Annotated in this window: 18 protein-coding genes and 1 pseudogene; 9 read left to right on the top strand and 10 right to left on the bottom strand. The window is 53.8% G+C overall.

Annotated elements, in window-relative coordinates; translation table 11 throughout:
- Position 1: 1 nt before the first annotated feature.
- On the top strand, positions 2–706 hold the full coding sequence (locus THS5294_RS13955; protein WP_036356142.1) for a FadR/GntR family transcriptional regulator: 705 nt from the start codon (positions 2–4) through the stop codon (positions 704–706).
- A 420-nt stretch (positions 707–1,126) separates the two neighbouring features.
- Here the strand turns inward: THS5294_RS13955 and THS5294_RS18720 are convergent, their stop codons facing one another.
- The 6 genes from THS5294_RS18720 to THS5294_RS18390 form a co-directional block, all read right to left on the bottom strand.
- Positions 1,127–1,252: a hypothetical protein gene (locus tag THS5294_RS18720; protein ID WP_268873762.1), complete on the bottom strand. Its 126-nt coding sequence runs from the start codon at positions 1,250–1,252 to the stop codon at positions 1,127–1,129.
- 47 nt (positions 1,253–1,299) lie between these two features.
- The gene (gene tnpC, locus THS5294_RS13950; protein ID WP_037211611.1) at positions 1,300–2,811 is read right to left on the bottom strand and encodes an IS66 family transposase; all 1,512 of its coding nucleotides are present in this window, start codon (positions 2,809–2,811) and stop codon (positions 1,300–1,302) included.
- Positions 2,812–2,866: 55 nt separating this feature from the next.
- Positions 2,867–3,214 carry an IS66 family insertion sequence element accessory protein TnpB gene (tnpB, locus tag THS5294_RS13945; RefSeq protein ID WP_081940321.1) on the bottom strand — a complete coding sequence of 116 codons (348 nt, stop codon included), beginning with the start codon at positions 3,212–3,214 and terminating at the stop codon, positions 2,867–2,869.
- Positions 3,215–3,216: 2 nt separating this feature from the next.
- Positions 3,217–3,603, bottom strand: coding sequence for a transposase (locus THS5294_RS13940; protein ID WP_037211607.1), 387 nt, complete (start codon positions 3,601–3,603; stop codon positions 3,217–3,219).
- Between the two features lie 226 nt (positions 3,604–3,829).
- The gene (locus tag THS5294_RS18845) at positions 3,830–4,051 is read right to left on the bottom strand and encodes a DDE-type integrase/transposase/recombinase (RefSeq protein ID WP_082645039.1); all 222 of its coding nucleotides are present in this window, start codon (positions 4,049–4,051) and stop codon (positions 3,830–3,832) included.
- A gap of 172 nt (positions 4,052–4,223) precedes the next feature.
- Positions 4,224–4,397: a hypothetical protein gene (locus tag THS5294_RS18390; protein ID WP_158508603.1), complete on the bottom strand. Its 174-nt coding sequence runs from the start codon at positions 4,395–4,397 to the stop codon at positions 4,224–4,226.
- A 136-nt stretch (positions 4,398–4,533) separates the two neighbouring features.
- Here THS5294_RS18390 and THS5294_RS13935 point away from each other — a divergent pair, with 136 nt between their 5' ends.
- A complete protein-coding gene (locus THS5294_RS13935) occupies positions 4,534–5,205 on the top strand; it encodes a hypothetical protein (protein WP_058124218.1) in 672 nt (223 codons plus the stop codon).
- Positions 5,206–5,603: 398 nt separating this feature from the next.
- On the opposite strand, the gene pbpC is transcribed toward THS5294_RS13935, so the two are convergent.
- The 3 genes from pbpC to THS5294_RS13920 all read right to left on the bottom strand — a co-directional run bounded on the left by pbpC (position 5,604) and on the right by THS5294_RS13920 (position 13,167).
- Positions 5,604–7,556, bottom strand: a complete 1,953-nt coding sequence (pbpC, locus tag THS5294_RS13930; protein WP_058124217.1) for a penicillin-binding protein 1C — start codon at positions 7,554–7,556, stop codon at positions 5,604–5,606.
- On the bottom strand, positions 7,553–12,571 hold the full coding sequence (locus THS5294_RS13925; RefSeq protein WP_058124216.1) for an alpha-2-macroglobulin family protein: 5,019 nt from the start codon (positions 12,569–12,571) through the stop codon (positions 7,553–7,555). Before THS5294_RS13925 ends, pbpC begins: the two co-directional genes overlap by 4 nt.
- 77 nt (positions 12,572–12,648) lie before the next feature.
- The gene (locus tag THS5294_RS13920; RefSeq protein WP_058124215.1) at positions 12,649–13,167 is read right to left on the bottom strand and encodes a hypothetical protein; all 519 of its coding nucleotides are present in this window, start codon (positions 13,165–13,167) and stop codon (positions 12,649–12,651) included.
- A gap of 320 nt (positions 13,168–13,487) precedes the next feature.
- On the opposite strand from THS5294_RS13920, the gene THS5294_RS13915 reads away from it, so the two are divergent.
- The 3 genes and pseudogenes from THS5294_RS13915 to THS5294_RS18100 all read left to right on the top strand — a co-directional run bounded on the left by THS5294_RS13915 (position 13,488) and on the right by THS5294_RS18100 (position 16,684).
- Positions 13,488–14,171, top strand: coding sequence for a response regulator (locus THS5294_RS13915; RefSeq protein ID WP_058124311.1), 684 nt, complete (start codon positions 13,488–13,490; stop codon positions 14,169–14,171).
- Positions 14,172–14,173: 2 nt separating this feature from the next.
- The gene (locus THS5294_RS13910) at positions 14,174–15,718 is read left to right on the top strand and encodes a sensor histidine kinase (protein ID WP_058124214.1); all 1,545 of its coding nucleotides are present in this window, start codon (positions 14,174–14,176) and stop codon (positions 15,716–15,718) included.
- 210 nt (positions 15,719–15,928) lie between these two features.
- Positions 15,929–16,684 (top strand): annotated as a pseudogene (locus THS5294_RS18100) (IS5 family transposase).
- 474 nt (positions 16,685–17,158) lie between these two features.
- On the opposite strand, the gene THS5294_RS13895 reads toward THS5294_RS18100, so the two are convergent.
- Positions 17,159–18,538 carry an exodeoxyribonuclease I gene (locus THS5294_RS13895; protein WP_058124212.1) on the bottom strand — a complete coding sequence of 460 codons (1,380 nt, stop codon included), beginning with the start codon at positions 18,536–18,538 and terminating at the stop codon, positions 17,159–17,161.
- Positions 18,539–18,691: 153 nt separating this feature from the next.
- Between THS5294_RS13895 and THS5294_RS13890 the strand changes: the two genes are divergently transcribed.
- From THS5294_RS13890 to THS5294_RS13875, 4 genes are all read left to right on the top strand, one after another.
- Positions 18,692–19,945 carry a Fic family protein gene (locus tag THS5294_RS13890; RefSeq protein WP_233486488.1) on the top strand — a complete coding sequence of 418 codons (1,254 nt, stop codon included), beginning with the start codon at positions 18,692–18,694 and terminating at the stop codon, positions 19,943–19,945.
- Between the two features lie 5 nt (positions 19,946–19,950).
- Positions 19,951–20,427: a thermonuclease family protein gene (locus tag THS5294_RS13885; protein WP_233486487.1), complete on the top strand. Its 477-nt coding sequence runs from the start codon at positions 19,951–19,953 to the stop codon at positions 20,425–20,427.
- The gene (recD2, locus tag THS5294_RS13880) at positions 20,424–22,595 is read left to right on the top strand and encodes an SF1B family DNA helicase RecD2 (protein ID WP_058124308.1); all 2,172 of its coding nucleotides are present in this window, start codon (positions 20,424–20,426) and stop codon (positions 22,593–22,595) included. Before THS5294_RS13885 ends, recD2 begins: the two co-directional genes overlap by 4 nt.
- Before the next feature lie 76 nt (positions 22,596–22,671).
- Positions 22,672–23,355, top strand: coding sequence for a UPF0149 family protein (locus tag THS5294_RS13875; RefSeq protein WP_058124211.1), 684 nt, complete (start codon positions 22,672–22,674; stop codon positions 23,353–23,355).
- Positions 23,356–23,574: the final 219 nt, after the last annotated feature.

Here is a 23,574-nt window from a genome sequence, read left to right as displayed (position 1 = left end):
TATGACGGACGGCGAAGACGATATCCTTGCGCGCGTCATCGACATCGCGATGGAGCTGAGACCCGACAGCAGCGGACGGATCAAGCTTCCCACAGAGCGTGAGCTGGCCGATCAACTCGGCATCCAGCGCCCGACTCTGCGGGATAGGCTGACCGTTCTGGAGACGCTCGGGTTGCTCCAGCGCGTCCAAGGCAGCGGGACCTATCTGGCGCTGCCAAACTCGCGGTTCCTGCAGTTCTATTTCGGCGTTGCTCTGAAGCTCGGGTTCATCTCGATTGATCAGATCCAGAACGCCATGGAAATGATTGGTCGAGAAATGGCAGGAGCCGCCGCGATTCAGGCCAGCAATGCTGATCTTGAGGCCCTCGAGGATCTCATTGACCAGATCGCTGCATCAGACTCCTTGGAAGATGTGGTTGAGCTCCAGTTCGAGCTTCACGCCAGCCTCGCCAGGGCGTGCCGCAACCCTGTAATCGTCATCGTCATCGATGGCCTCTCGTCCGTCATCCGATCTGTGATTGCGAACAAGGTCAGGATCATCTCCATGGTCCGCGGTGCGTTCGAACGAAACGTCGAAGCGTACCGCGCACTCGTGCAAGCCCTAAGGGATCGCGAGCCGGAGCTCGCTCGTGAGGCTATTCAGGAGTGTTACTGGTTATGGCGTCGGGAAGAATCGAAGATTTCGATCCTCAACATCAGCGAGTGAGAGCCTCGGAAAGGCACGAGCGACAATCTCATACGTGTAGATTAGTGCTTCCCTAGTCCGCAATGTCCGTATCAACGGTAGAGTGGAACGACAATGACTGAGCCTAAGCCATGCCCAGTGTGCAGAAGCGCCGAATTAGGAATCAACTGCCTTGAATTATATGGGCAGCACGAGGCGCATTTTCTCTGCCTCAGTTGCGAGAGCGAAGTCGCACCACAAGGCCCTTTGTCAGAACCGTGCGGGACCGCAGCTGAAGCGGAGGAGGCGGCTCTTCGCGCTTGGAACGATTTCGTGTCCGGTTTTCCCGGTCACAGGCATGTAGCCTAGTTGTCGCTGATAGCCCCAACGCGCCATAACGGGTAGGGCGGTGAGTTGCTTCGCAGAGACGGCAGAATCTTGCCTTTAGGGCTTTTGGCGTTCTCAGTCGAGTTTGTTGCCAGCGCGTGCGAGATGTGCGTTCAGAACACGTTCGGCCCTGAGCTGGTTCGCGTAGGCAGTTGCATTAACGACGCGCATCACGAGGCGGAGGATTGCTGTTACGAGCATGATTCTTATCCCTCTACAGAGGCGTTCAACAGTAAGCGGTGCGCCGTTCACACTGGTGCGGTGTAGTTCCAAGGCAGCAATTCTTTGATATCCGCTTGTTTGTGCCCGCCTGCGATGGCTGTCAGGACACCGGACAGATAGCCATGCGGCTCGATCCCGTTGAGTTTGCAGGTCTCGATCAGGGATGCGATTACGGCCCAATTTTGAGCGCCGGTATCATGTCCGGCGAAGAGCGCGTTTTTGCGGTTCAGAGCGATGGGGCGGATGGTGCGCTCGACAGGGTTGTTGTCGAGTTCGATGCGGCCATCGTCGAGGAACCTACACAGGCCATCCCAGTATTTGGCGATGTATTTCAGGGCTTCACCGGTCGGCGATTTCGCTGAGACGCGTGCGCGGTTCTGGGCGAGCCAGAGCTTGAAGGCGTCGATGATGGGTTTTGAGCGGTCCCGTCGTGCAGCGTGCCGTTGATCGGCAGGCAGGCCTCTCAGGTCTTTTTCGATACGGTAGAGTGCCTGGATTTGCGCCAGGCCTTCCTGCGCGATTGGAGCAGCTCCAGATTGGGTGACGTCATGCAATTTTCGCCGCGCGTGTGCCCAGCAATAGGCCAGCACCACATCCTGTGTAGGGCGTTTGAGCAAGCTGTTATAGCCTGCGTATCCATCAACCTGCAGGGTGCCGCTGAAGCCGCTCAAGATGTTATCCGCATGCTGCCCTGACCGACCGGGCGCATAGGTAAACGCCACTCCGGGAGGATCGCCGCCGCCCCATGGCCTGTTATCACGGGCCAAGGCCCAGAAGTATCCGGTTTTTGTGCGTTTGCGCCCTGGGGCCAGAACTGGCGCAGGGGTTTCGTCCATGAAGAGCTTGGTGGAGCGCTTCAGATCGGCCATGAGCGCCTCATAGACCGGGGTCAATTCAAACGCCGACTTGCCTACCCACCCGGCCAGGGTCGAGCGATCCAGATCGATCCCTTGGCGGCTGTAGATTTGTGCCTGCCGATAGAGCGGCAGGTGATCGGCATATTTTGAGACGAGCACATGGGCGAGCGTTGCTTCGGTTGGCATGCCGCCCGCGATGATGTGGGCGGGTGCAGGCGCTTGGGTGATCCCACCCTCACAGGAGCGGCAGGCGTATTTGGGGCGGCGGGTGACAATCACACGGAACTGGGCCGGGATGATGTCCAGCCGTTCGCTGACCTCCTCGCCAATGACGTGACGCTCAGTTCCGCAGGCGCAGGATTGCTCGGGTTCAATGACCACCTCAACCCGTTCCAGATGTTTGGGCAGTGATCCGCGATTGGTCTGGCGCGGCTTTGGGGGCCGCACGGGCGCGGTGCGCTCGTCCGCGTCGATCTCTGCTTCCACCTGCGCGATGGCGGTCTCGATATCCTCGAGTTCCAACTCATACTGGGCCGGGTCAAGCTTCTCGGATTTGGCCCCGAAGAGCGCCTTCTTGAACGAAGCGACCAAGGCTTCAAGCCGCGCATTCTGATCCTGCTGCGTACGGATGATCGCCTTCAGTTCGGCAATGTCATCGGGCAATTTGTCAGGCACAGTCATGCCCCATCCCATAACAAAACAAGGGCAGAATGACCCGCGCAAACAACCCCGTGAGTCACTCCGCCGCAGAGGGCGCTACCACCTCCAAAGGGCGCACGCGCCGCCAATCCAACCCCGCAAACAGCGCCTCAAACTGGGCCGGTTCCAGGCGCATCACCCCGTTCTTGACCGCGGGCCATGTGAAGCTGTTATCTTCGAGCCGTTTGTAGGCCATCACCAACCCGCTACCGTCCCAGTAGATCAGCTTCAGCCGATCCGCGCGCTTGGCCCGGAACACATAGACCGACCCATCAAACGGCTTCTGGCGCAGGTGGCTCTGCACCAAAGCGGCCAGCCCATCATGGCCCTTGCGGAAGTCCACCGGGTCACTGGCTACAAAAATCCGAACCTTGTGGGATGGCATGATCACGTGGCCAAAGCCCGCGCGATCTCGGCGAGTCGCGCGGCTGGCGTTGCCGCATCAAGACGAACGGTGACATCGCCTTTGATCACATCAATCGTGTTTGAGGAAGTGACGGCCAGAGGCTGGGCCAAAGGCGCAGACGCCTCGATCTCAACAGGCACAAAATCCATACCTTCCAAATTTGGCAGAACCAGTTTGCCCTGCCGCGCCATTCGTCGCCAGTCAGACACCGTGCTGGGGATCAACTCATACCGTTTAGCAACCGCATTGACCGTCTCGCCTTCAATCAGAGTCTCCGCCACGATCCGAGCCTTCAACTCCGGCGGCCAAGTCCGCTTGCCGTCCGCCCGACGCGGCTCCCTTGCCAGAAACTCGCTTGTAGCTACCATCCAGAAACTCCCCACAAATCAAAGAAGCCTCTGAATCGCAGATCAGGCGTCACGCCGTAAGTGTGGGAGCGGCGCACCGCTTACAGTATGCGTCGTCGGGAGTTCGTTTATCAAGCGCTGTGTCGGGCCGCTCAACATTGCAGAACTCGACCCAGTTGTCGATGATGCGTTTGGTTTGGAATCCGTCCTGCAATTCGTGCAGGTAGACGGCCTCCTGCTTCAGGGATCACCACAGACGCTCGATAAATATGTTGTCGAGGTATCGGCCCCGACCATCCATTGAGATTTTGATCTTGGCATCAGTCAGAGTGGTGATCCAGGCGGAGCACGTGAACTGCGATCCTTGATCCCTATTCATAATCTCGGGCTTGCCATATTTGGCAATGGCCTCTTGCAGCGCCTCAACACAGAAGCTGGCATCCAGCGTTTTTGATATCCGCCAGGACAGTACCTTACGTGTCGCCTAGTCCATGATCACGACGAGATAGAGGCCCGCGCCCAAAAGTAAGGCACTTCAGCGTCTCCGACGCGAGACAGGCACGCCGCACCTGACGGCTGACATGGCATTCCGCAAGCTTAACAGCTTCGGCCAGTTCTTGGATCGTGTTAAACTCGCAAGCTCACATCCGCCGCCGCCAGCCCCATGAGCGACCTATAGCGCACAGGACATGCGGGTCCTTCGTCTGGACCTGACCCGGTCGGCAATCAGCAGACGGCAAAATCTTCGGCCGCACGTTTTTCTTTCGCAACTTCAGCAGGATCAGCACGCGGATCGTGTCGTTGAACTTGGTCATTCCGCAGCCTCGAGGCTGCGCGGTGCGACCATCTCACCATCACAACGCAGTTTGACATGTTTCGCCTTCAAGACGACACTGGCGTGGAATTGTTGTACCGGCAAGAGCCACACAGAGGTGGCCGATAGGATTTTCAATGAATGACGGCTCAGCCTTGCTTCTTCTCCTTATCGCGGCGCTTGCCTTACTTTGGTTATTCGTTTGGGGTCCACAGGCTAAACAAGTCCGCGCAGAAAGGGAGCGGGACACAGCCAAAGCACAGGCAGCTAAAGAGCGTCTAGATGCTGAAAAACGCGCACGGCGTGAGGCCGAACGATCACGGCTCGAAGCAGAGCGCGAGGCTCTATTGAAAAAGATCAGAACATCCGCTCCTGACTTTATATTGAAAGCGCGTCTCGAATTTGAGCGTGAATACAAGTCTAAGGGTGGCGAGGGCATATTCGGACAGGAAATGTCGCCGCTGGTTTGCTTCGGCTACCGAGTGGGTAAAACCGCAGGCCGCACAGAAAACGAACGACGTTCAATCTTAGAATACGCGATGGCAGCAGACTACGATACCACCCTGCCCTTCCTTCCTGCCTCTTATCGAAATGAGTGGGGCACTCCCCTTAGCGCCACACGTTTCAATCGCATACACCAACATCTGAAGAACATGGCCGATCTTCGAGATGGCCGGCGTAACTTTGAATTTGCGGTCGCTCATTGGCGAGCTGACGCCTCATGGTTTCATAAAGAACAGAGGCCGCGAGTGGATAGATACCATGGAATGTATGCTCCCAGTTCTGGAACTCAGCGGATCGGCAGATGATGGCTTCTAGCCTGATTCAAGCTATGAGGAGTGCCGGCGGACACAGGAAAAAGCCAAAATTTTGGTTCCCACAAATAAATTTAATGCCACCACCGGAAGATATCCATAACGTAAATGATTAGCCAATAGCATATCCCACCTCCAATGATAAACGGAATGAATGATAGAATAAGCTGCATGTAAAAAAATAGTCCCCAGACAACAAAAATCGGACTCATTATCATTTCAAGAAATATAGAGCCATTACGAGGGAACCATCCTTTCTCAATAAGTTCTGATCGAGCCATTCGACCAAGCCACAGATAGAGGTATGAAAATAGAATAGCTAAAGCGATAAGTTTAGCAGTCATTTGAAACTTCTCATGAATTTCATATCCATACCTCTCTTGACACAAGAATTACTGCTCAATAAAAAATTCATTTGATTGCGAGCAGCTGCCTTTTCTTGCTGTTAATACATTGATACCGGCTTGCGGTACGTCGATTTGGCGCTTGAAGCGTTCAAGTTTTTTTCCATTCAAGTACCAAACGGTATCGTCGTCACCGATGACTTCCAATACTTGATCATCGGACCGTATCCACGATCCATTCTGCGGATAGCGTATAAGATCAGGACAAGATAAAGTTGTTATAAAATCGTCCTTACCATCGCTCTGCGGGATCTTCGGCTTCGTAGGGGCACTTAAGCCGAGCGATCGTCCAATTTCGAGCGAAAGTGGAAAAGCTGAGCCTACTCCTGTCAGCGATGATGTGGGCTCGTTATCTGGGGTACCCATCCATACTACTACAAGATGGTTTTCATGTATTTGTACGCTCCAAGCATCCTGACGAGCATAAGACGTGCCTGTTTTGAATGCTACACGCTCGCCATTGCTCATTTCTTGAATGAGTAGATCCAAGATTTTGTCGGAAGTAGAGCGCGATATCAGCGTCATATCTGTTGCCACCCGCTGCTCAGGTTCAAATGTTAACTCCCGGGCGCGGCCAGGATCTGCGAGGCCCATGTAGATCATGGCGACCTGCTCTGGTGTAAGGTATAGCCCCCCTACAGCCAAACTGAGGCCTGCATCCGCTTGGGTCGAAAGACTTCCATTTAGGTAACCGTTGAGCTCGTTGTGGAGAATGCGGGGCCCAACCTGCTCTAAGGCTCGGATAGCGGGAATGTTAAGTGAGGCGACGAGCGCGTCTCGTAGAGTAACTTTTCCGCGGAAACCCTGATCGAAATTCGTAGGTCGGTATCCTGCCCTATAATAGGTGGTGTCATCGAAAACCTGATCTAAGCGAATAAGACCACGATTTAGGGCCTTGGCATAGATCAGCGGCTTTAAAGTAGAACCGGGACTTCTGAGCGCTGTTAGGTAATTGACAGCTCCTTTTCGCGCGGTTGAACCGTATTGAGCAGAACCGACGTAGGCTCTTACAAAACCACTTTTACGCTCAACGACCAGCGCTGCAGCTTGGATCGGCACAGGGCGTGTTTCGATCGCATTCGCTAAAATGCTTTCTACTTGGCGCTGCCAGTCCCAAAATAGCGTTGTATTTCCACTTGCCCTAGTTGTTTGAATAAAGCGATCAGCAAGGTGTAAAGCATGCGACTTTGGCTTTGATAAACGCGAGGGCAGAGGCTCCCGCGAAACCTCGGCGATAGTGCTTGGCAGCAGTTCGAGCCTTGGGGCCACTTTGCTCAAGACAATCTGTTTTGCCTTGTATGCAGCATCGGGAAACCTGTCAGGTCGACGTCGCTCTGGTGATTGAGGAAGAGCAACGAGCAACGAGATCTCATTCAGCGTTAGATCGGCAGGGTTTTTCTGGAACCAGGCCTCGGTTGCTGCTTTGATGCCCTCAATGTTGCCGCCATAAGGCGCCAATGTGAAATAGGCCTCGAGTATTTCTTCTTTGGTCCAATGCCTCTCAAGCCGGATGGCCTCTAACATCTGACGCAACTTGGTGGTCAGCGTTTGACGCCCCAGGCTCGTGTCTAGAAGTCGCACGGTTTGCATTGTTATGGTGGATGCACCTGACGTGACACGAGCAAGTTTAACAAGATTGAAAGCGGCGCGGCCTACGGCCTTGAAGTCCACACCATTGTGCCTCCAGAAACGTTGGTCCTCATAAGCTATCAGGACCTCCACCAGCCTGGGATCGATTTCCTCGATTTTCGCAGGCTCACGCCAATACCCTTTTTCGGTAAGCCTCAGATTTAAAATGCGCCCGTCGTTTGACCTAAGGACACTGGAAACATCAGTCAGGCGCCCAAGCTCGGGTGGTTGAGAAATATACCAAGCCAGAGCGCCTGTGATGACCGCAACAATTGTGAAGACCGTCGCAATAATATGCTTAGCGCGTTTCATCTTCCTTGAACGACGACCTGCTTGATGCCTGATCTTCCGTTGATTTCTGGAGCATACATCTCCTCAACCGTTGCATCTGGAATTTGGGCTTTCCCTTGATACGCGGCACGGACAGTGTACCGGACAAAAGCATGGTCATTTCGATACCAACGACCGTCAAAGTGCGCGATGAAACGGTCGTCCATTGCAGCGGTGAAAGACGGTGTTTCGCCGTCGCCCAAGTCAACCTCGATACCGTTTACTTGTGGGTCCGCCAGCGTTGCGTCCTCAATCTCGAAACCAGTGGGCAATAGATCTGTCAAAAGAAGATCTGACCCTTCTCCTGATTTCGTCCGGTCGATCTCAATGACTACGGTGAACAAGTCGCCTTGGTTGACATCTAGTCGTCCGGCTTCAAGATCGACTGCATGCCCCGACCGATCGTACCACCACTTTTTGACCCTGTAGCCGTTATTCAACGGGTCAGTAAAACTCCGCTGCCCGGTCGTCTTAACATTGAGGAACAGCGGTGTGCTTGAATCATGCTCAATGTCAAAACCAGATTTAAGCTGATGGCCTGTTAAAGGAATGCTTCCCGTTTCATCGAGCACAAATTTCATGCCGTCGATTGAGACTTTTGTACCTTCCATTGATTGCTCTTGATACTTTTGCAGCGCAACCAGCTTGGCGCTAGATTGCGTAGAGCGATAGCGGCGCTGGCTAAGGTACTTATGCGTGTTCCCGATAACTTCCGCCAAGGCAGGCGCTAAGCTATCGCGATCAATGTCTGTCAAAAGGTGAGCATATTTCGGTGCAGCAGTGGAGAGCCTAGCTCCGAAGCCTTCTGTCAGTTCACCAGAAAACCAAACCCCAGAGGACCGCTTGGAACGTGTTTCAACTGCCGGAGATTGATCCAACAAATAGCGAACTTTCTCGGCGATCTGCATCATCCTTTTGGTGTCGCTCAGGTTGGCTGCAGTCCAATAAGCGAGTGCAAAATCATCCAGTGCATTCGCCATCAGGTAAGGCCTGGCGTTGGCTGATAACAACTCCGAACGCTGCCGAGACAATATTCGGTCAATCGTGTACCGAGCACGAGATGTTACCTCATACCCAGAACGCGCCAAGATACCATATGCGTAAAGCTGAGTGCTTTGGTCTCCAAAGTTCGACCGGTACATGTACTCCAGGCCATTGTTGATAGCGGTCACAACTTGATCGGGATTGTCCGCGTAGGGCAGTAGTTTTTGCAAAGTGTCCAGCGCGTAGGGCTGATACACCTCGTAGGTCCGTGAGTTTGCACTCCAATAGCCAAAGGCTCCGGAGATTTTTTGCTTCGCCAGCAAGTTATCAATACCTAGCTGGATCTTCTTCGCGGTTTCTTCGCTCAGTCCGCGAACTTCGGTCAAAGCAAGTAAGCCACGGGCTTTAGATGAGACCTGCTCAACGCAGCCGTACGGGTATTTATTGAGCTCCGATACTGCCTGGATCAAGTTGATGCCGGCGATATTGGTCAAACTCGCGCTGTACGTACTACCCGGCGCGTCAAGCTCTACAAGATCTGCATTGTAGGGTTCGACTAGTGACCCGCCGAACCCGAGCCAGTTTCGTTTTTGCAACTCCACAGATTGAATTTCCGTGATTGGGTAGGACGCGTTGCGTGCAACAATTTCATATGTTCGCCGATAAACGCGCTCACCAGCTGTGACTTCAACATGCACCGGAAGAGTACCTACTGCCGGGGCTTCGATCGGCAGATCAATGGCGTATTCATTAGAGGTGGGTGCCTCAATATTCTGAATAGTCGTTGATGCGCCAATAGTGGTTCGTAGGTCCACTGGACCGCTAAACTCGTTCCATCTAACGTTCATTTTGGCGTTCACTCTGTCGTTTGGAGCGACAAATCTTGGCACCGAGACATCTATACTGACAGGATCTTGAACAGTAATTTCGGTTTCGGAAAAACCAAACCCAGTCTTGTCGACGGCAACCACAACCACGCGGAGGCGGCCTTCCCATTCGTTTGTTTGCTCGAAGCTAAAACTGGCTTTGCCATCAATAATGCTGAGGAGAGGACTGGCCTCGACAAACGTTTTGAAAAATTCAGATTTGGGCGCTTGAGCCGCCGCGGACAGCATATCGCCATCGCCGCCTACACGTATCGACCGCAAGGTTTCGTCTTGAGAGACCAATTTCCCAAAATTTGTGAAGATACCATAATTTAGGGCGCGCTCACTCAGGAAGTGCTCTGTAATATCATCATTTCTATACCCAGATATCGCATGGATGCCTTCATCTACCACAAAGATCATCGCGCTACCGCTCAACGCATTTGTGTTGATGGTAACGTCTAGAGGTGTCTGGCTGTCAGTTTTTGCTGGAGCACTTACTGCAACGTCAATTGTCCGGTTTGCCTTGACGGTAGAAACCCAAGTTTTTCCCAGAGCGATTTGCGGAAGGTGTTCAGAGCCTGTCTCAATCGGTCGAATAAGGGATGCAAGAAGGTGGATCCCTGGCTCTGTTTCCTCAGCAAGAACAAAAGGAAGTTCAAACTCGCCTTGCTTCACCTCTGTCCGCACCACCTTTTGGATGTCTTCATTAGCAACCATGATCGAAAGCACGCCACTGAATGGCGCTGTGCCACGCACCAAGGCGCCATCAAAAGAGAAGCTTAACTGTTCGGGCTCACTCGCAGGTTTCGTATCACCGCCCCAACCAACGTAGAATTCATACGAAGTTTCAAACCCATGACTGTTTTTGACGATAATCTCATGACGTCCCCAACCAAGTGGCGTTCGCAGTGTTAGCGTGTCGCTCGTCACCTCACCTGCTTCCACAGCGGCGCTTGAAACGCGTACGGCATTCCAGCGCCATCCGCGATCATAGTACCAGTTATACCGATATTTGACCTTGTTGACCGTGTATGAGACCCCCTCGAAAGCAACTGACGCACCCTGACGATCTATAGAGGCGATAGTAAACGACGGCGGAAAATCTCGACTTGCATAGTCGTCAAAATCGGGTCTTACGCCAACATAGCTTGGCTGGGTGTCAAGGCTGACACGCTTCTTCACCGTATTTGCCCGGCCGCCGACATCGTACACCGTTCCCTCAATTACGACATCATAAAGCCGATCTTTTTCAAATTGATATTCGGCAAGCAGCGAGGTCGTGAACTCACCGTCATCATCCAGCGCTCCGGTGAAGCTATCCACTTCGTTCGTCAGCAAGTTATTTTTATTGCCAAATATAAAACCCGACAGACGCCCGTCATCGTGAGAACTGACTTCTTGTAAGGATGTCGTGATCTCTGCAGATAAACCAGACGCCACCCCGCCAGAGTAGTAAGAACCTGTCAAAGAGATATCTTGTTCAGTTCCGACCGGCCAATGATCTTCTTTAATCTCAAGGCGAGCTTCAATTGTTAGGGGTACAAAATCGCTGATGGTTACGGCGTGTTTTGCGAGGGGCACCCCATCAACCGTTGTCACCTGGATGGAGTAGCGCCCTAGTGGAGTAGTTGATTTGAGCGGGATCTGAGCAGAAAAGGCCCCAACATCATTGCTCGATACATCCAGTGAATAAACTTGGTTATCCTGGCGGTTAACAAGTTTTAAGATGAGTTCTTCTGCTGGCACAGGAGTTAGGTCTAGTTGCCGCGCGACCCCCACCAGCTCAATGGCTTCTCCGGGCCGATAGATGCCTCTGTCTGAGGTTAGGTAAACATCCGTCTGAACCCGTTTGACTTCGCCACCATCAAGAAAGCGAGGTTTTTGATCCGTGCTGTCGACTTGAATGATACTTGTGCCGTGGGAGGCATCCGAAACCAGGATGAATTTTGGCGCAAAACCATCACTGCCGTTCAGATAATTATTTGGAATTGCGACACGGCCAGCTTCATCCGATCGGCCCTCAAACAAGGTACGGTTATTGGCCGCAACAACCCTCACATCCGCATCGACGACTGGAGTGGCATCGCTAAAACTTGTAAGAAAAATGTCAGACTGATTGAGCCCTTTGTAAAACTGCATCGCTATATTTGAGATCGAGAACCATTGAGTTGGCCGCTTTTTGTAGCGGCTAGCGTCGATCTGCGGCGATGTGAATGTAGCAACAAACAGCCCTGTAGTGTCTTGTTGCAACAAGTCGCTAAAGTTTAGGTTGAGATTCTGTGCTTGATCGATCGGGGCTTCAAGCTGCACCGTTTTTTGAACAACCTCATCTGCCCAGAAATTTCCGAGCTGATCGATTTCGGCGCCATTTAGGAGTGCAAAGACGTCGCCGTAAGCAGGCAGCGATGCCAAGTCGACTTTGTGCAGCGTAACTTCCAGCTCAGTTACGTTGATATACTCGATTGGTATGAACGCACTGGTAGGGTCAGTCAGGATTGATTTCGATGAGTCCAGCTTGATGCTTGGAGTTCGCCCCGGTGTCTTGAACGCCATAGTAATGGGAGTGCTGAGAACGACCTCGTAGCTTGTCCGCGACAGTGCAAGGTCGGGCAAGAGACGCAGCTGATAGAGGGTCGAATGATTGAGACCAGTTATACAAAACTCTCGACGTTCTTCTCGTCTTGAAAAGATGTCAGTCGGGCTCGTAACCGCGTAAGCATCAACAACCTGGCCAGCAGACGTGAGCTCAAAGTATTTTTGATATCCGTCACCGGCGAAGTCTAGAATTTCACCGTGTACCCGTTGCACAAATGTTGAGCACATTGATGCGGAAGCACCGCTATCAAAAGTCCGTGCAGGATATGTCGTCACGTTTGGGTCGCTACTTTGAGCGTAAAACAACGAGGCATCAGCGTTGTACACCTGACCACCGTAAGTAAACGTCGCGAGCTTGCCGCTTGGTGCTGTGTTCAAACTGACGTCGATGACACCCAAGAAGTTCACTTCAGCACCAGCCGGCACCGTTGTGTTGTCACTCACCACAATGGTTTCAATTGCGACGTGGCGGCCGGACTGCTCAGCCAAAAGAAGCGACGGAAAGGCCATCAAGACTAAAAATGATGCTATTTGGATAAGGTGTCGCATAATATCGGTCTCGTTTGTTTTTTTGATTAATAATGCTGATTGTGTGCACACACTGTCACGATCGATATTCTACAACATCACAGAAGTGTGTCTTCGTGCAGAGCATCACAGCTCCGTTTAAGTAATTCAATACCATCTCCAAGATTGGCCACGGGCCAGGTACTGCTTGTAACGGCGCCATTTTTGGAAACATGGAGAGAAAACTCGGATTTCTCCGTAAAGCGCGGCAGATAGTCGGACACATCCCACTCCCAGAACCCCAATCTAATGTAGACGAGATCACTGTTTGCGGCTTCGCTTTGAAAGAGCTCTAACAGTCGACCTTCAGATGCAATCTGCTTGTCGGCCAACAAGAACACCAGGTCCATCGCGTCACCGCTTGTTACCCCTTGCACGCTGGAATGTGGAAACTCTGTCCACAACCGCAACTCCAGAGCTTCACAGTTTTGGGACGTAGTAAGCTCCAACCACCCTTTGGAAGCTTCCACGTTTTCAACAATAAGCGTGCGGTCGTCTGATAACACCCATGTATCTTGCGCCGAAGCGATCTGAGCAAAGGCCACGCACAGCACCGAACAAATAATTTTGCGAGTCATGCTTGTGCCCACAAAGCCAGTGCGAAGCTTAGAATTAGCGAAACGATTAACGTGCTTGTTGATATCACCGTGACCTCTCTTTGGTTCATTGCTGGCTTTTCTAACCCCCGCGAGGCGGGAGAATTCCTCGCGGGGAGAGCCAGCTCATCTGCTCGACAGGTCACATCAACCTGTATGTGTGGGCTTACAGACCAAAAATGCAGATACGTTTTGCAGCTTGTGTGGATTCAAAGGAGATTTGTGCAGAATGCGTGCAGGCGCGGGGAAACTGATTGATCCAAAGAGCATGACCCTCCATGAAAGTCTCAAGTGAGGACAAGATGCCTAAGATTGTAATCGTTGATGATGAAGTGGAGATCTTAACACCACTCGAGGAGATGCTCCTCGAGGAAGGCTTCTCGGTGCGTGCGTTTTCTAGTCCAGCGAAAGCTTTGGCTTATCTAGAGGCTCAAGCGGTCGATCTTGTGATTTTCGACATCAAGATGCCTGAGCTGAACGGGTTAGATCTTCTCCAAAAAGTGAGAGGCGTACATCCATCCATTCCTGCAATTTTCTTGAGTAGTAAGAATGAAGATGCCGACCAACTTATTGGGTTTTCTGTAGGTGCAGATGATTACGTTGGGAAGCCGTTCACAAAACAGCTTCTAATATTCCGGATCAAGTCAGTTCTTCGGCGGTACGCACCAGCTGAGGAGGTATCACAACGCCCCATCGTAGCAGGTGACTTGTCGATCGACCGGGAGCGTCACTTAGTGAGTTGGCGGGATCAAGCCATCCCCCTCACTGTGACAGAGTGTATGATATTAATTTCGCTCGCAGAAAGGCCTGGATCAGTTAAAAAAAGAGCTCAGCTGATGGACGCTTGCTATGAAGGCAATGTGTACGTCAGCGACAGAACGATCGACAGCCATGTAAGAAACATCAGGTCCAAAATAAGAGCTGTTGATCAAGGCGCAGAACCGATCAAGACGGTGCATGGCTTAGGGTATAAGTTAGCTCTCTAAAGATGCGCAGTATTCTGGCAAAGATATTAGGTCTTGTCTTGACGTTTAATGCCGTACTTTGGCTGTTTGTATTGGCGTCAGATGATTTTGTTCCTAACGCGATCAAGTACAAAAAGGACCAAATTTCATTAGCGTCCATCTTGTATGCACAGATCGCTTTGCCAGTCATTCAAGATGAAACGATCACAGACTTTGAGAAGATGGTTGTTATCAGCCAGCGCTTCTCAAGGCGAATTATTCCGAATTCTGAGTGGATAAAAATCTATCGATTTGAGGCTGAAGGCGAACTCGACGAATGGTTCAAGTATTTTGATGGCTCCGCCGTCAACCGGCGGGCGCCCATTGTTGTGACTGGGCTACCAAATGAGTTGAACGTCGCCCAGAAGGACGAGGTGAACTTAAGCGACCAAATCATGGCAACCATGTTCAACGCCTACAAGTATGTGGTAGATAGCCAAGTCCTCACCGAACCACTTGTTGCGAGGCGGGCAAGGTTTACGAGCCAAATTGAAGTCTTGGACGATGATCAGGGCTCATACTCCCTAAGAGTTCTTACCCCAATAAGAGATGGAAAAGAGACTGTAGGGATAGTTGAGGTACAAGACACTTATCAAATCAAGAATGCATACTTTGGTAGGAATGCCGTTCGGCTGAACTTACTAGGCGGCATCTCAATGATCAGTTGCTTGTTCGGTCTTTCCCTCGCGACGTCGATCGCCTTTCCCCTTCGCAAATTATCACGACGGCTGGATCAAAAACTGTCTCCAGACGATCTCGCGACGCAGTTACAGGGGTTTCGGATCAATAGCCTAAGTCGCCGCCGGGACGAAATAGGTAAGCTCCATGGAAATCTGGTCAAACTCACTAATCAGGTGACGGACCTCTTTCAGGAAAAAGAACAGTTTGCCACTGAGGTAAGCCACGAACTGAAGAACCCAATAGCAAGTATTATCGCTTATGCCGAGAGCTGCGAAAGTCAGGCTGCGCCAGACACTGAGGTCATAAGAAAAATGAAGGCGCAGGCTGTTCGGATGAGCAAGCTCGTGACGGAGATCTCTGAAGCTGCTGTGGTTGACAACGATCTAGTTACGAAGAAGCGTGAACGCTTTGATCTTTCTGAAACAATTGGAGAAATACTCGACCACTATGAAGATGTTAACGAATATCCTTGTCTCAAGTTTGCTCGCAACATTCAGCGAAGGGTAGCTATTACTGGGCTGCAAGACCGATGGGGCCAAATCATTGTAAATCTACTTGATAATGCAACCTCATTCACGCGCCCGGTTGGAACTATTCGGATCACATTGAAAAAGACGTGGCGTCACGGCGTGGTGCTAGAAATTGAAGATACTGGTCCAGGGGTTACCGAAGCAGCTACTGAGCTTATCTTTGAACGTTTCTACACTGCACGCAGGGGAAATGCAGTGCAGGCAAATGCGTCAGGCCTAGGGTTGTCACTAGTTAAACAGATTGTTGAGGCTCATCGCGGAGAAATTAGTGTTTCTACATCTGAACTGGGTGGAGCCCGGTTTGTAATTTCTTTGTAGTTCAATCAAATAGATGCCCTTATTTTCAGGTATTAAGTGGTTCTGTGTTTTAAGACAGCTTTGCGACTATGCTAAGATCCAACTGGCTGGTGTCCATGGCACTTTTTGTATTTTCTCTTCGCTGAAGCAGTGAATTATATAAATTAGGGTCAGGATGCATTGATTTCTGTTGCGCTGCGTGATTCACGGCTCCGAAAACGGAGCGGTGACATGAGCGACCTTTACTGGCTGAGCGATGCACAGATGGCCAAGCTGAAACCTTTTTCCCGAAGTCCCACGGCAAACCTCGCGTGGACGACAAGCGGGTGTTGAGGGCATAATATTCATCAATCGCAATGGCTTGCGTTGGCGCGATGCGCCTGCGGAGTATGGGCCACACAAGACGCTTTACAGCCGGTGGAAGCGATGGAGCGAGAAGGGGATCTTCGCTCGGATGCTTTTGGAACTGGCCGATCAAGGCGGAGGGACTGATACGCTGATGATCGATGCGACGCATTTGAAGACGCACCGCACGGCCTCAAGCCTGGGGCTGAAAAAAGGGGGCGCGGTCGCCTGATAGGGCGCACCAAGGGCGGCTTGAACTCAAAACTGCACGCGGTGACCGATGCGGCAGGCCGCCCGCTACGGATGTTTCTTACGGCCGGCCAACGGAGCGATTACATCGGCGCCCGAGCACTGCTAGACGGCCTGCCTCCCGCCGAACACCTTCTAGCCGACCGTGGATACGATGCGGACTGGTATCGCGAAGCCCTTGAAGACAAGGGGATCAAACCCTGTATCCCGTCGAGGAAAGGCCGCAAAGTCGCGATCCCGCACGATGAGGCGCGCTATCGAAAGCGCCACAAGATCGAGAACAGCTTCGCCCGCCTTAAGGACTGGCGACGGGTCGCGACCCGCTACGACAGGTGTCCGAAGGTCTTCCTATCCGCATGCGCCTTGGCTGCCGTGGTCATGTTCTGGTTATGAATCCTGACCCTACAGCGCCGTCGAAATACTTAAAGATAATAGAAGCAATGCAATTCCCATAATCAATCTTCGCTGTCACGCAATTGAACTATACCTAAAAGCACTCCACTTGAAGGATACGGCGACCGACTTCGGCGATGGAGTGGCACTGCTTCGGCCAAGCTCTGGACGTGGCGCGGGTCATCAATTGGGGAATTCATTTACAAATGCCTTGCCGGAACATCAAGAAGAGCTCCTCTCCGGGATGCCAAGGCTAAATGAGGAACTCGCACTTCTCGAAGGTATTTTTCGGAGAAGTCGCTATATATATGAGAGTGGAGATAGCTTACCCTTTTCCACCGCAGAACACGTGACGCGATATCTTGCTTGCCGCATTCCACAGCTAACGCCCATACCCGTCAGAATAGACCAAATCGCATCTGAGGACCGTAAGTAAATCAAGTGCTAGCCTGGTTACGAAAGGCAATTGAAGGATCAGTGTATTGCGCTGCGTATCGGCTTCAAAAATGAGCCAATAGCTTCAAGCTCACGAGGCTCAGCAGCACCAGCAGAACGTAATTCACCCAAAGCGGCCTCCGCTTTTTCGAAGGTCATCCATTCGGTTTCAGGGACATCGGGCGCAGACCACTTATCACGCAGATAGGCTTTGAAAAGCGCCGTCTCTTCCTCGGTCAACAGCTCCGGACTGTAAAACGCCACTAACCGCCGACCGAGTTGACGCAGCCGAGGATCTGAAAGGTTTGCAACGATTTCCTGCCGGCGCGGCCAGGTCGCATGCTGAAACTCCTGCAAAAGCTGCTTGTTAGCGTTCGAATAGAATTCCCCATAAATCTGCTGCTCAACTGGCTTTGGCGGAGCGTCGGGATCTTCTACGAAGCGAGCGGCCATTGCCGCGCTTACTCGCTGACGAAACTCAGGCGCGTTGGCGATGATCGTCGCCCGGTGCAGATGCTCCGCGCTAGGAGCTGTGTGTTCTAGGAGCGCGGGGGCCTTATTTTTGGACACGCCCCTAATGATCTTCGGCGTGGCATCCACTGCTGCAAAGATCGCCTCATCCGAGGCCCCGAGGAACTCGGATGGGTCAGCAGCATCCAGATCGAAAAACGCGGCCTGCGCGCTGTTACCGTGAGAGTATCCACAGAAACAACCCACGTAGGATCGCGGCTCACCGCCGCCAAAGCGCGTGACGAGCTCATAGGGCCGAAAGCTTTCAAGCTTTGCCTGCACGCGTGCCTTGTGGGCGTTGTCTATCAACTCGGACCAAAGCGCTGGGCTGCGCGTTGCGATTAGACGTGCGATGTGGATGGTCGCCTCGACATCCCCCAGGGCATCATGCGCGTTGTGGGCATTGAAGCCATTTGCAGGCGCCAGCCGATCAAGCTTGAAGCTCCGCCGGCCGGTATCATCGGTGGGCCAGACAAGTAGACCAGGGTGTCGGACATATGCAGCATAGACGGCAGGCAGGATGTCAAAGCGCGTGTTACCATTGAACTGCGTGGCATAAATGTTCGGCGACAAGTTCTGGTAGAAGGTCTGCCGCAGCACCTCCTCGTCGAACTTCATCGTATTGTAGCCGACCCAAATCGCGGGCGCCCATCGCTCGGTGAACTCTGCCACCTGCTGCGAAAACTCAAACAGCGACGGCAGGCTTGGGTCTATCAATTGATCAGGGGTGACACGGGTCACAACCAGCGCCTGTGGTGAAGGCAAAATATGGGGCGCCAACCGGCAGCGGATGTTGACCCGATCCTTCTCCACGAAATTCTTATCCGTCCAGATCGCAGCGAACTGCAGCGGCTGGTCGAACTCGGGCGAGATCCCCGTGGTTTCAAGATCGTAGAAGACAAAATCCATAATGCTTCTCTACACCTTCATGTGAGGCAAATCCATCTTCAGGCACCGCCGGGCCGACACGGCCATTACCTTCCAATGTCGCAATAGGCCCAAGCAGATCAGAAGACTGGTTGGCAACTCATTGACCTGTTTTCTTGTCGCCAAGACGCTTTGATGACAAACGACAAGCACCAAAAGCCGTTGATGGCAATACCTGCCCACATTCCGTTGCCAACAGGGCTTGATGTGACTAGGGTGCCATCAAACCGCGTTGACGACAGTTTGAGCTGGAAAATGGTCACCAAAACTTACGATCTTGCAGATGCAGTGCGCTACCATGAGGGTGCTTTTCCGCCCAAGTCGCTGGATTATGAACGGCTACTTGGCCCACTGGAAGAGGCTGCAGCTTCGCTGGCACGCTATGATGCCAAGATATCAGGAATGGTGAATGGCGAGCTGTTCCTCGCTCCATTGCGCCGCCAGGACGCAGTGACCTCGTCACGTATGGAGGGCACGATTTCGACGATTGAGGACCTCTATCGCCTGGAAGCAGAGGAAGATTCCGGAAGCACGGATCTATATCGCGACGCCCGCCACGACGACATTGAGACTTACCTTTATTCGCGCGCCCTCCGAAGTGCGCAAGATGCCCTTGCAGAGGGCATGCCGCTTGGGGAACACCTGATCCGATCTGCGCATCAACAACTGCTCTCCGCCGGGCGTGGCGCTACAAAGCGCCCTGGCAGCTATAAAATCGAGCAGAACTACATCGGGGATGAGCGCCGCGGAAAGATTTACTACGTCCCCATTGCCCCAGAGCAGCTTGAACCTGCGATGACGGCTTTGGTCCAGTTCATAAACACCAGTGCGACGCGTCCGCTCATCCGCACGGCTCTCGCACATGTTGAATTCGAAGCGCTTCACCCGTTCGAAGATGGCAATGGCCGGATCGGCCGCATGCTGATCACGCTGATGCTCTGGCGACTAGACGTGCTCAGCCAACCCAACTTCTTTGTCTCGGGCTATTTCGAGACCCATAAGGACGAATACATCGAGCGAATGCGGGCGGTGTCCGCAGAGAAAGACTGGACCGGATGGGTGATCTTCTTCCTGCAGGCCATGCATAAACAGGCCACAGTGAACATCCAGACAGCTGATGCGATCTTCAGTCTGCACAGCGAAATGCGCGAGCGTTTCCGTGAGGTGCTGAACTCGCAGTTTCACGATCAGGCACTGGATTTCGTGTTCGCTAGCCCGGTATTTCGCAATGATCGTTTTGTCGAAAGATCGGGCATTCCAGCGACCTCCGCGCGCCTGCTGTCCCGAAGGCTTGTCGAGGCGGGTCTTCTCAGAACCCTGCAGCCGGCAGCCGGCCGCAGGGCCGCGCTCTATGCCTTCGACCCTTTGCTGGACCTTCTGAGGGTGTGATAGCTGTGCTGCGACTGATCCTGCTCCTAGCCGCTTTTCTTTCGGCAGCTCCGGTCGCGGCAAACGATCTGGTCGGTGTGGCCAGCGTGATTGACGCTGACACTCTTGAAATCCACGGCGTCAGGATCCGGCTACACGGCATTGACGCCCCGGAGAGCAGACAGCTTTGCCGGCGTAATTCCGGTGACGAGTGGCGTTGTGGGCAGCAAGCGGCCTTCGCCCTGGCCGACCGGATCGGCCGCCGTACGGTGAACTGCGCGGTGCGCGATGTTGACCGTTACGATCGTGCGATCGCTGTCTGCGAACAAGACAATCAGGACCTGAACCGCTGGTTGGTCAGCGAAGGTTGGGCCGTCGCCTACAGGCGGTACTCGCGGGATTACATCGGAGCGGAAGATCAAGCCCGCCGCGCTGGGCGCAATATCTGGGTTGGACAATTCGTGATGCCATGGGACTGGCGGCGGGGGCAGCGCCTGCCATGAAGCCACCCGCCGAGAGCACAACGGAAGTCCTCGCTGGTCTTGTGGAACGGGTGACCTTCCACAATTCTGAGAACGGCTTCTGCGTGCTGAGGGTGAAAGCGAGAGGGCACCGGGATCTGGTGACCACTGTGGGCCATGCCGCGATGATTTCGGCGGGCGAATGGATAACGGCGTCTGGGGCCTGGTTAAACGACCGCAACCATGGCCTGCAGTTCAAGGCACACTTCCTGAAAACCCATGCGCCGTCCACGACTGACGGCATCGAGAAATACCTAGGCTCCGGCATGATCCGCGGGATTGGGCCGGTCTATGCCAAGCGGCTGGTCAAGGCCTTCGGCAAGGATGTCTTCGACATCATCGAAGCCGCGCCTGAACGGCTGCGCGAAGTCACCGATATCGGTCCCATGCGCGCAGCCAAGATCACGGCCGGGTGGGCGGATCAGAAGGTGATCCGCGAGATCATGGTCTTCCTGCACCAGCATGGGGTTGGCACGGCGCGCGCGGTGCGAATCTTCAAGACCTATGGCACGGATGCAGTGCAGGTCATGAGCGAAAACCCCTACAGGCTGGCCAAGGACATCCGCGGCATCGGGTTTCGGACAGCGGACATGATCGCCGAGAAACTCGGCATTGAGAAAACCGCGATGATCCGCGTCCGCGCGGGCATTTCCTTCGCGCTCACCGAGGCGATGGGCGATGGCCATTGCGGCTTGCCGCGGGCCGAGTTGATCGGGCTGGCGGGCAAGCTGCTCGAGGTCCCTGCCCCTTTGATCGACAGCGCCTTGGAAGAAGAACTGGCCGAGGAGACCGTAACGGCCGATCGCGTGGGCGACACCGACTGCATCTTCCTAACCGGTCTCTATCTCGCCGAACGCGGTATCTCCGAGCATGTAAAGCGCATCCGCGCGGGCGCCCTGCCCTGGCCGGAGATCGACGCAGACAGGGCGCTACCCTGGATCGAGCAGAAGACGGGCCTTACCCTTGCGGCCAGTCAAGCCGAGGCGATCCGGCTGGCACTGCGCTCGAAGCTCATGGTGATCACTGGCGGACCCGGCGTCGGCAAGACGACGATCGTGAATTCGATCCTGCGCATCCTCGCGGCCAAAGCCGTAAAGCTGCTCCTCTGCGCGCCGACGGGTCGCGCGGCCAAACGCATGACCGAAGCCACTGGCATGGAGGCCAAGACCATCCATCGATTGCTGGAGTTCGACCCGAAAGCCTTCGGCTTCAAACGCAACGAGGAGAACCCGCTCGATTGCGACTTGCTGGTCGTGGACGAAAGCTCGATGGTCGACGTTCTGCTGATGCAATCGCTCTTGAAGGCCGTGCCCAGCACAGCGGCACTGCTAATCGTCGGCGATATCGACCAATTGCCCTCTGTTGGACCAGGCCAGGTGCTGGCCGATATCATCGGCTCAGGCGCGGTGCCCGTGGTATGTCTGACCGAGGTGTTCCGGCAGGCAGCACAGAGCAAGATCATCACGACCGCGCATGCCATCAATGCGGGCCGTTTGCCCGATCTCGGTAAGCCGGATGGCGAGGCGGATTTTTATTTCGTGCCGGCAGCGGATCCCGAGCAAGCCGTGTCACGCATTGTTGAGCTGGTCGCCAAGCGCATCCCGCAGCGTTTTGACTTCGATCCAATCAAGGACATCCAAGTCCTCTGCCCGATGAACCGCGGCGGCGTAGGCGCGCGGTCCCTCAACATCGAGCTGCAGGCCGCTCTGAACCCCGCTGGGGAGAAGAAGGTTGAACGTTTTGGATGGACCTTCGCCCCGGGCGACAAGGTCATGCAGATCGAGAACGATTACGACAAGGACGTCTACAACGGGGACATCGGCATGATTGAGGATGTCGACCTCGATGACGGCGAGGTGGCCGTGAACTTCGACGGTCGCGCTGTGACATTTCTCTTTGGCGAACTCGACACGCTTGTTCCAGCCTATGCCGCCACGATTCACAAGAGTCAGGGGTCGGAATACCCCGCCGTCGTGATCCCCGTGATGACCCAGCACTACGCGATGCTGCAGCGCAACTTGATCTACACCGGCGTTACCCGGGGCAAAAAGCTCGTCGTGCTGGTTGGTCAGATGAAGGCCGTGGCAATCGCGGTAAAGAATGTCTCAGGCCGTCGGCGCTGGTCGAAACTGGATGAGTGGCTGGAGTGACTGGTGATGCGTCTATCCAAGGCTTCACCCTCATGCGCGCGTTGATTATCACGGCAGCACACAGAAAGGGCAGATCATGACCAAAGAGGAAAAACGGCTGGATCGGCTGAACGAACTCTTGTTCGCGCTGCCAGTCGATAATATGCCAATGACGCTTAGCGAACTCGACGGTTATGTGACCGGCGTGCTGGCTTGCCCCGAGAGGATCTCACCGTCGGAATGGCTCCCGGAGGTGTGGGGCGAAACTGGAGAGGCGGAATTCGCGGATCAAAAGGCGGCGGAAGAAACGATCGGCGCCGTGATGGCGCATTACAATTCCGTGGCGGAAACGATGACACGATCGCTCTGGATCGAGCCAATCTACGAGGTGGATCCAAACAGTGAAGAGACCCTATGGGAGCCTTGGGTGGACGGATTTACTCGTGCGATGCGGTTGCGTCCAGAGGCTTGGGAGAACCTTCTCGACCTGGCCGATGACGAAACTCGCGCCACGATGATCTTCATGATGGCGCTTCAGGACATCTACACGGGCAATAGCAAGATTACGGATGACGAGATCGACGAAATCGATCTGGAAGCGCCGGACCTGATCCCGAACTGTGTCGCGACGATCCTGCGCCAATCGCGCCCTGAACTGGCTGGGGCATCTGCGGCTAATATTCCCGGCATGCCGGACAAGGCCGCCCCCCGCCCGGGGCGGAACGATCCATGCCCCTGCAGATCAGGCCGAAAGTATAAGCTGTGTTGTGGCCGGAATTGAAAAATAATGAATTCCGCTCGCCATTCATCGCCACCCTGCGCGGTTTTCAGGGCTGTAACCCAAGCGATATGAGGCGACTCGTGATTTGTTGACGTGGTGTTGACGTAAACGCACACGCTTAATTCCCCAGTATTTTACTAGGAAAGTAAGCATTTGATTTATTTTGATATTTTGGTTGCGGGAGTAGGATTTGAACCTACGACCTTCAGGTTATGAGCC

The organism is Thalassobacter stenotrophicus (assembly GCF_001458315.1).
Classification (GTDB): domain Bacteria; phylum Pseudomonadota; class Alphaproteobacteria; order Rhodobacterales; family Rhodobacteraceae; genus Thalassobacter; species Thalassobacter stenotrophicus.
Note: the sequence above shows the minus strand (reverse complement) of the source record. Positions and strands in the feature narration are given on the sequence as shown.

Coding starts and splice junctions, on each gene's coding strand:
- tnpB (WP_081940321.1), bottom strand. CDS start 3,214: ATGCCATCCCACAAGGTTCGGATTTTTGTAGCCAGTGACCCGGTGGAC.
- THS5294_RS13915 (WP_058124311.1), top strand. CDS start 13,488: ATGCCTAAGATTGTAATCGTTGATGATGAAGTGGAGATCTTAACACCA.
- THS5294_RS13890 (WP_233486488.1), top strand. CDS start 18,692: ATGACAAACGACAAGCACCAAAAGCCGTTGATGGCAATACCTGCCCAC.
- THS5294_RS13940 (WP_037211607.1), bottom strand. CDS start 3,603: ATGGTAGCTACAAGCGAGTTTCTGGCAAGGGAGCCGCGTCGGGCGGAC.
- recD2 (WP_058124308.1), top strand. CDS start 20,424: ATGAAGCCACCCGCCGAGAGCACAACGGAAGTCCTCGCTGGTCTTGTG.
- THS5294_RS13925 (WP_058124216.1), bottom strand. CDS start 12,571: ATGCGACACCTTATCCAAATAGCATCATTTTTAGTCTTGATGGCCTTT.
- THS5294_RS13895 (WP_058124212.1), bottom strand. CDS start 18,538: ATGGATTTTGTCTTCTACGATCTTGAAACCACGGGGATCTCGCCCGAG.
- THS5294_RS13935 (WP_058124218.1), top strand. CDS start 4,534: ATGAATGACGGCTCAGCCTTGCTTCTTCTCCTTATCGCGGCGCTTGCC.
- THS5294_RS13910 (WP_058124214.1), top strand. CDS start 14,174: ATGCGCAGTATTCTGGCAAAGATATTAGGTCTTGTCTTGACGTTTAAT.
- THS5294_RS18720 (WP_268873762.1), bottom strand. CDS start 1,252: ATGCTCGTAACAGCAATCCTCCGCCTCGTGATGCGCGTCGTTAATGCA.
- THS5294_RS18390 (WP_158508603.1), bottom strand. CDS start 4,397: ATGACCAAGTTCAACGACACGATCCGCGTGCTGATCCTGCTGAAGTTG.
- THS5294_RS13955 (WP_036356142.1), top strand. CDS start 2: ATGACGGACGGCGAAGACGATATCCTTGCGCGCGTCATCGACATCGCG.
- pbpC (WP_058124217.1), bottom strand. CDS start 7,556: ATGAAACGCGCTAAGCATATTATTGCGACGGTCTTCACAATTGTTGCG.
- THS5294_RS13920 (WP_058124215.1), bottom strand. CDS start 13,167: ATGACTCGCAAAATTATTTGTTCGGTGCTGTGCGTGGCCTTTGCTCAG.
- THS5294_RS13875 (WP_058124211.1), top strand. CDS start 22,672: ATGACCAAAGAGGAAAAACGGCTGGATCGGCTGAACGAACTCTTGTTC.
- tnpC (WP_037211611.1), bottom strand. CDS start 2,811: ATGACTGTGCCTGACAAATTGCCCGATGACATTGCCGAACTGAAGGCG.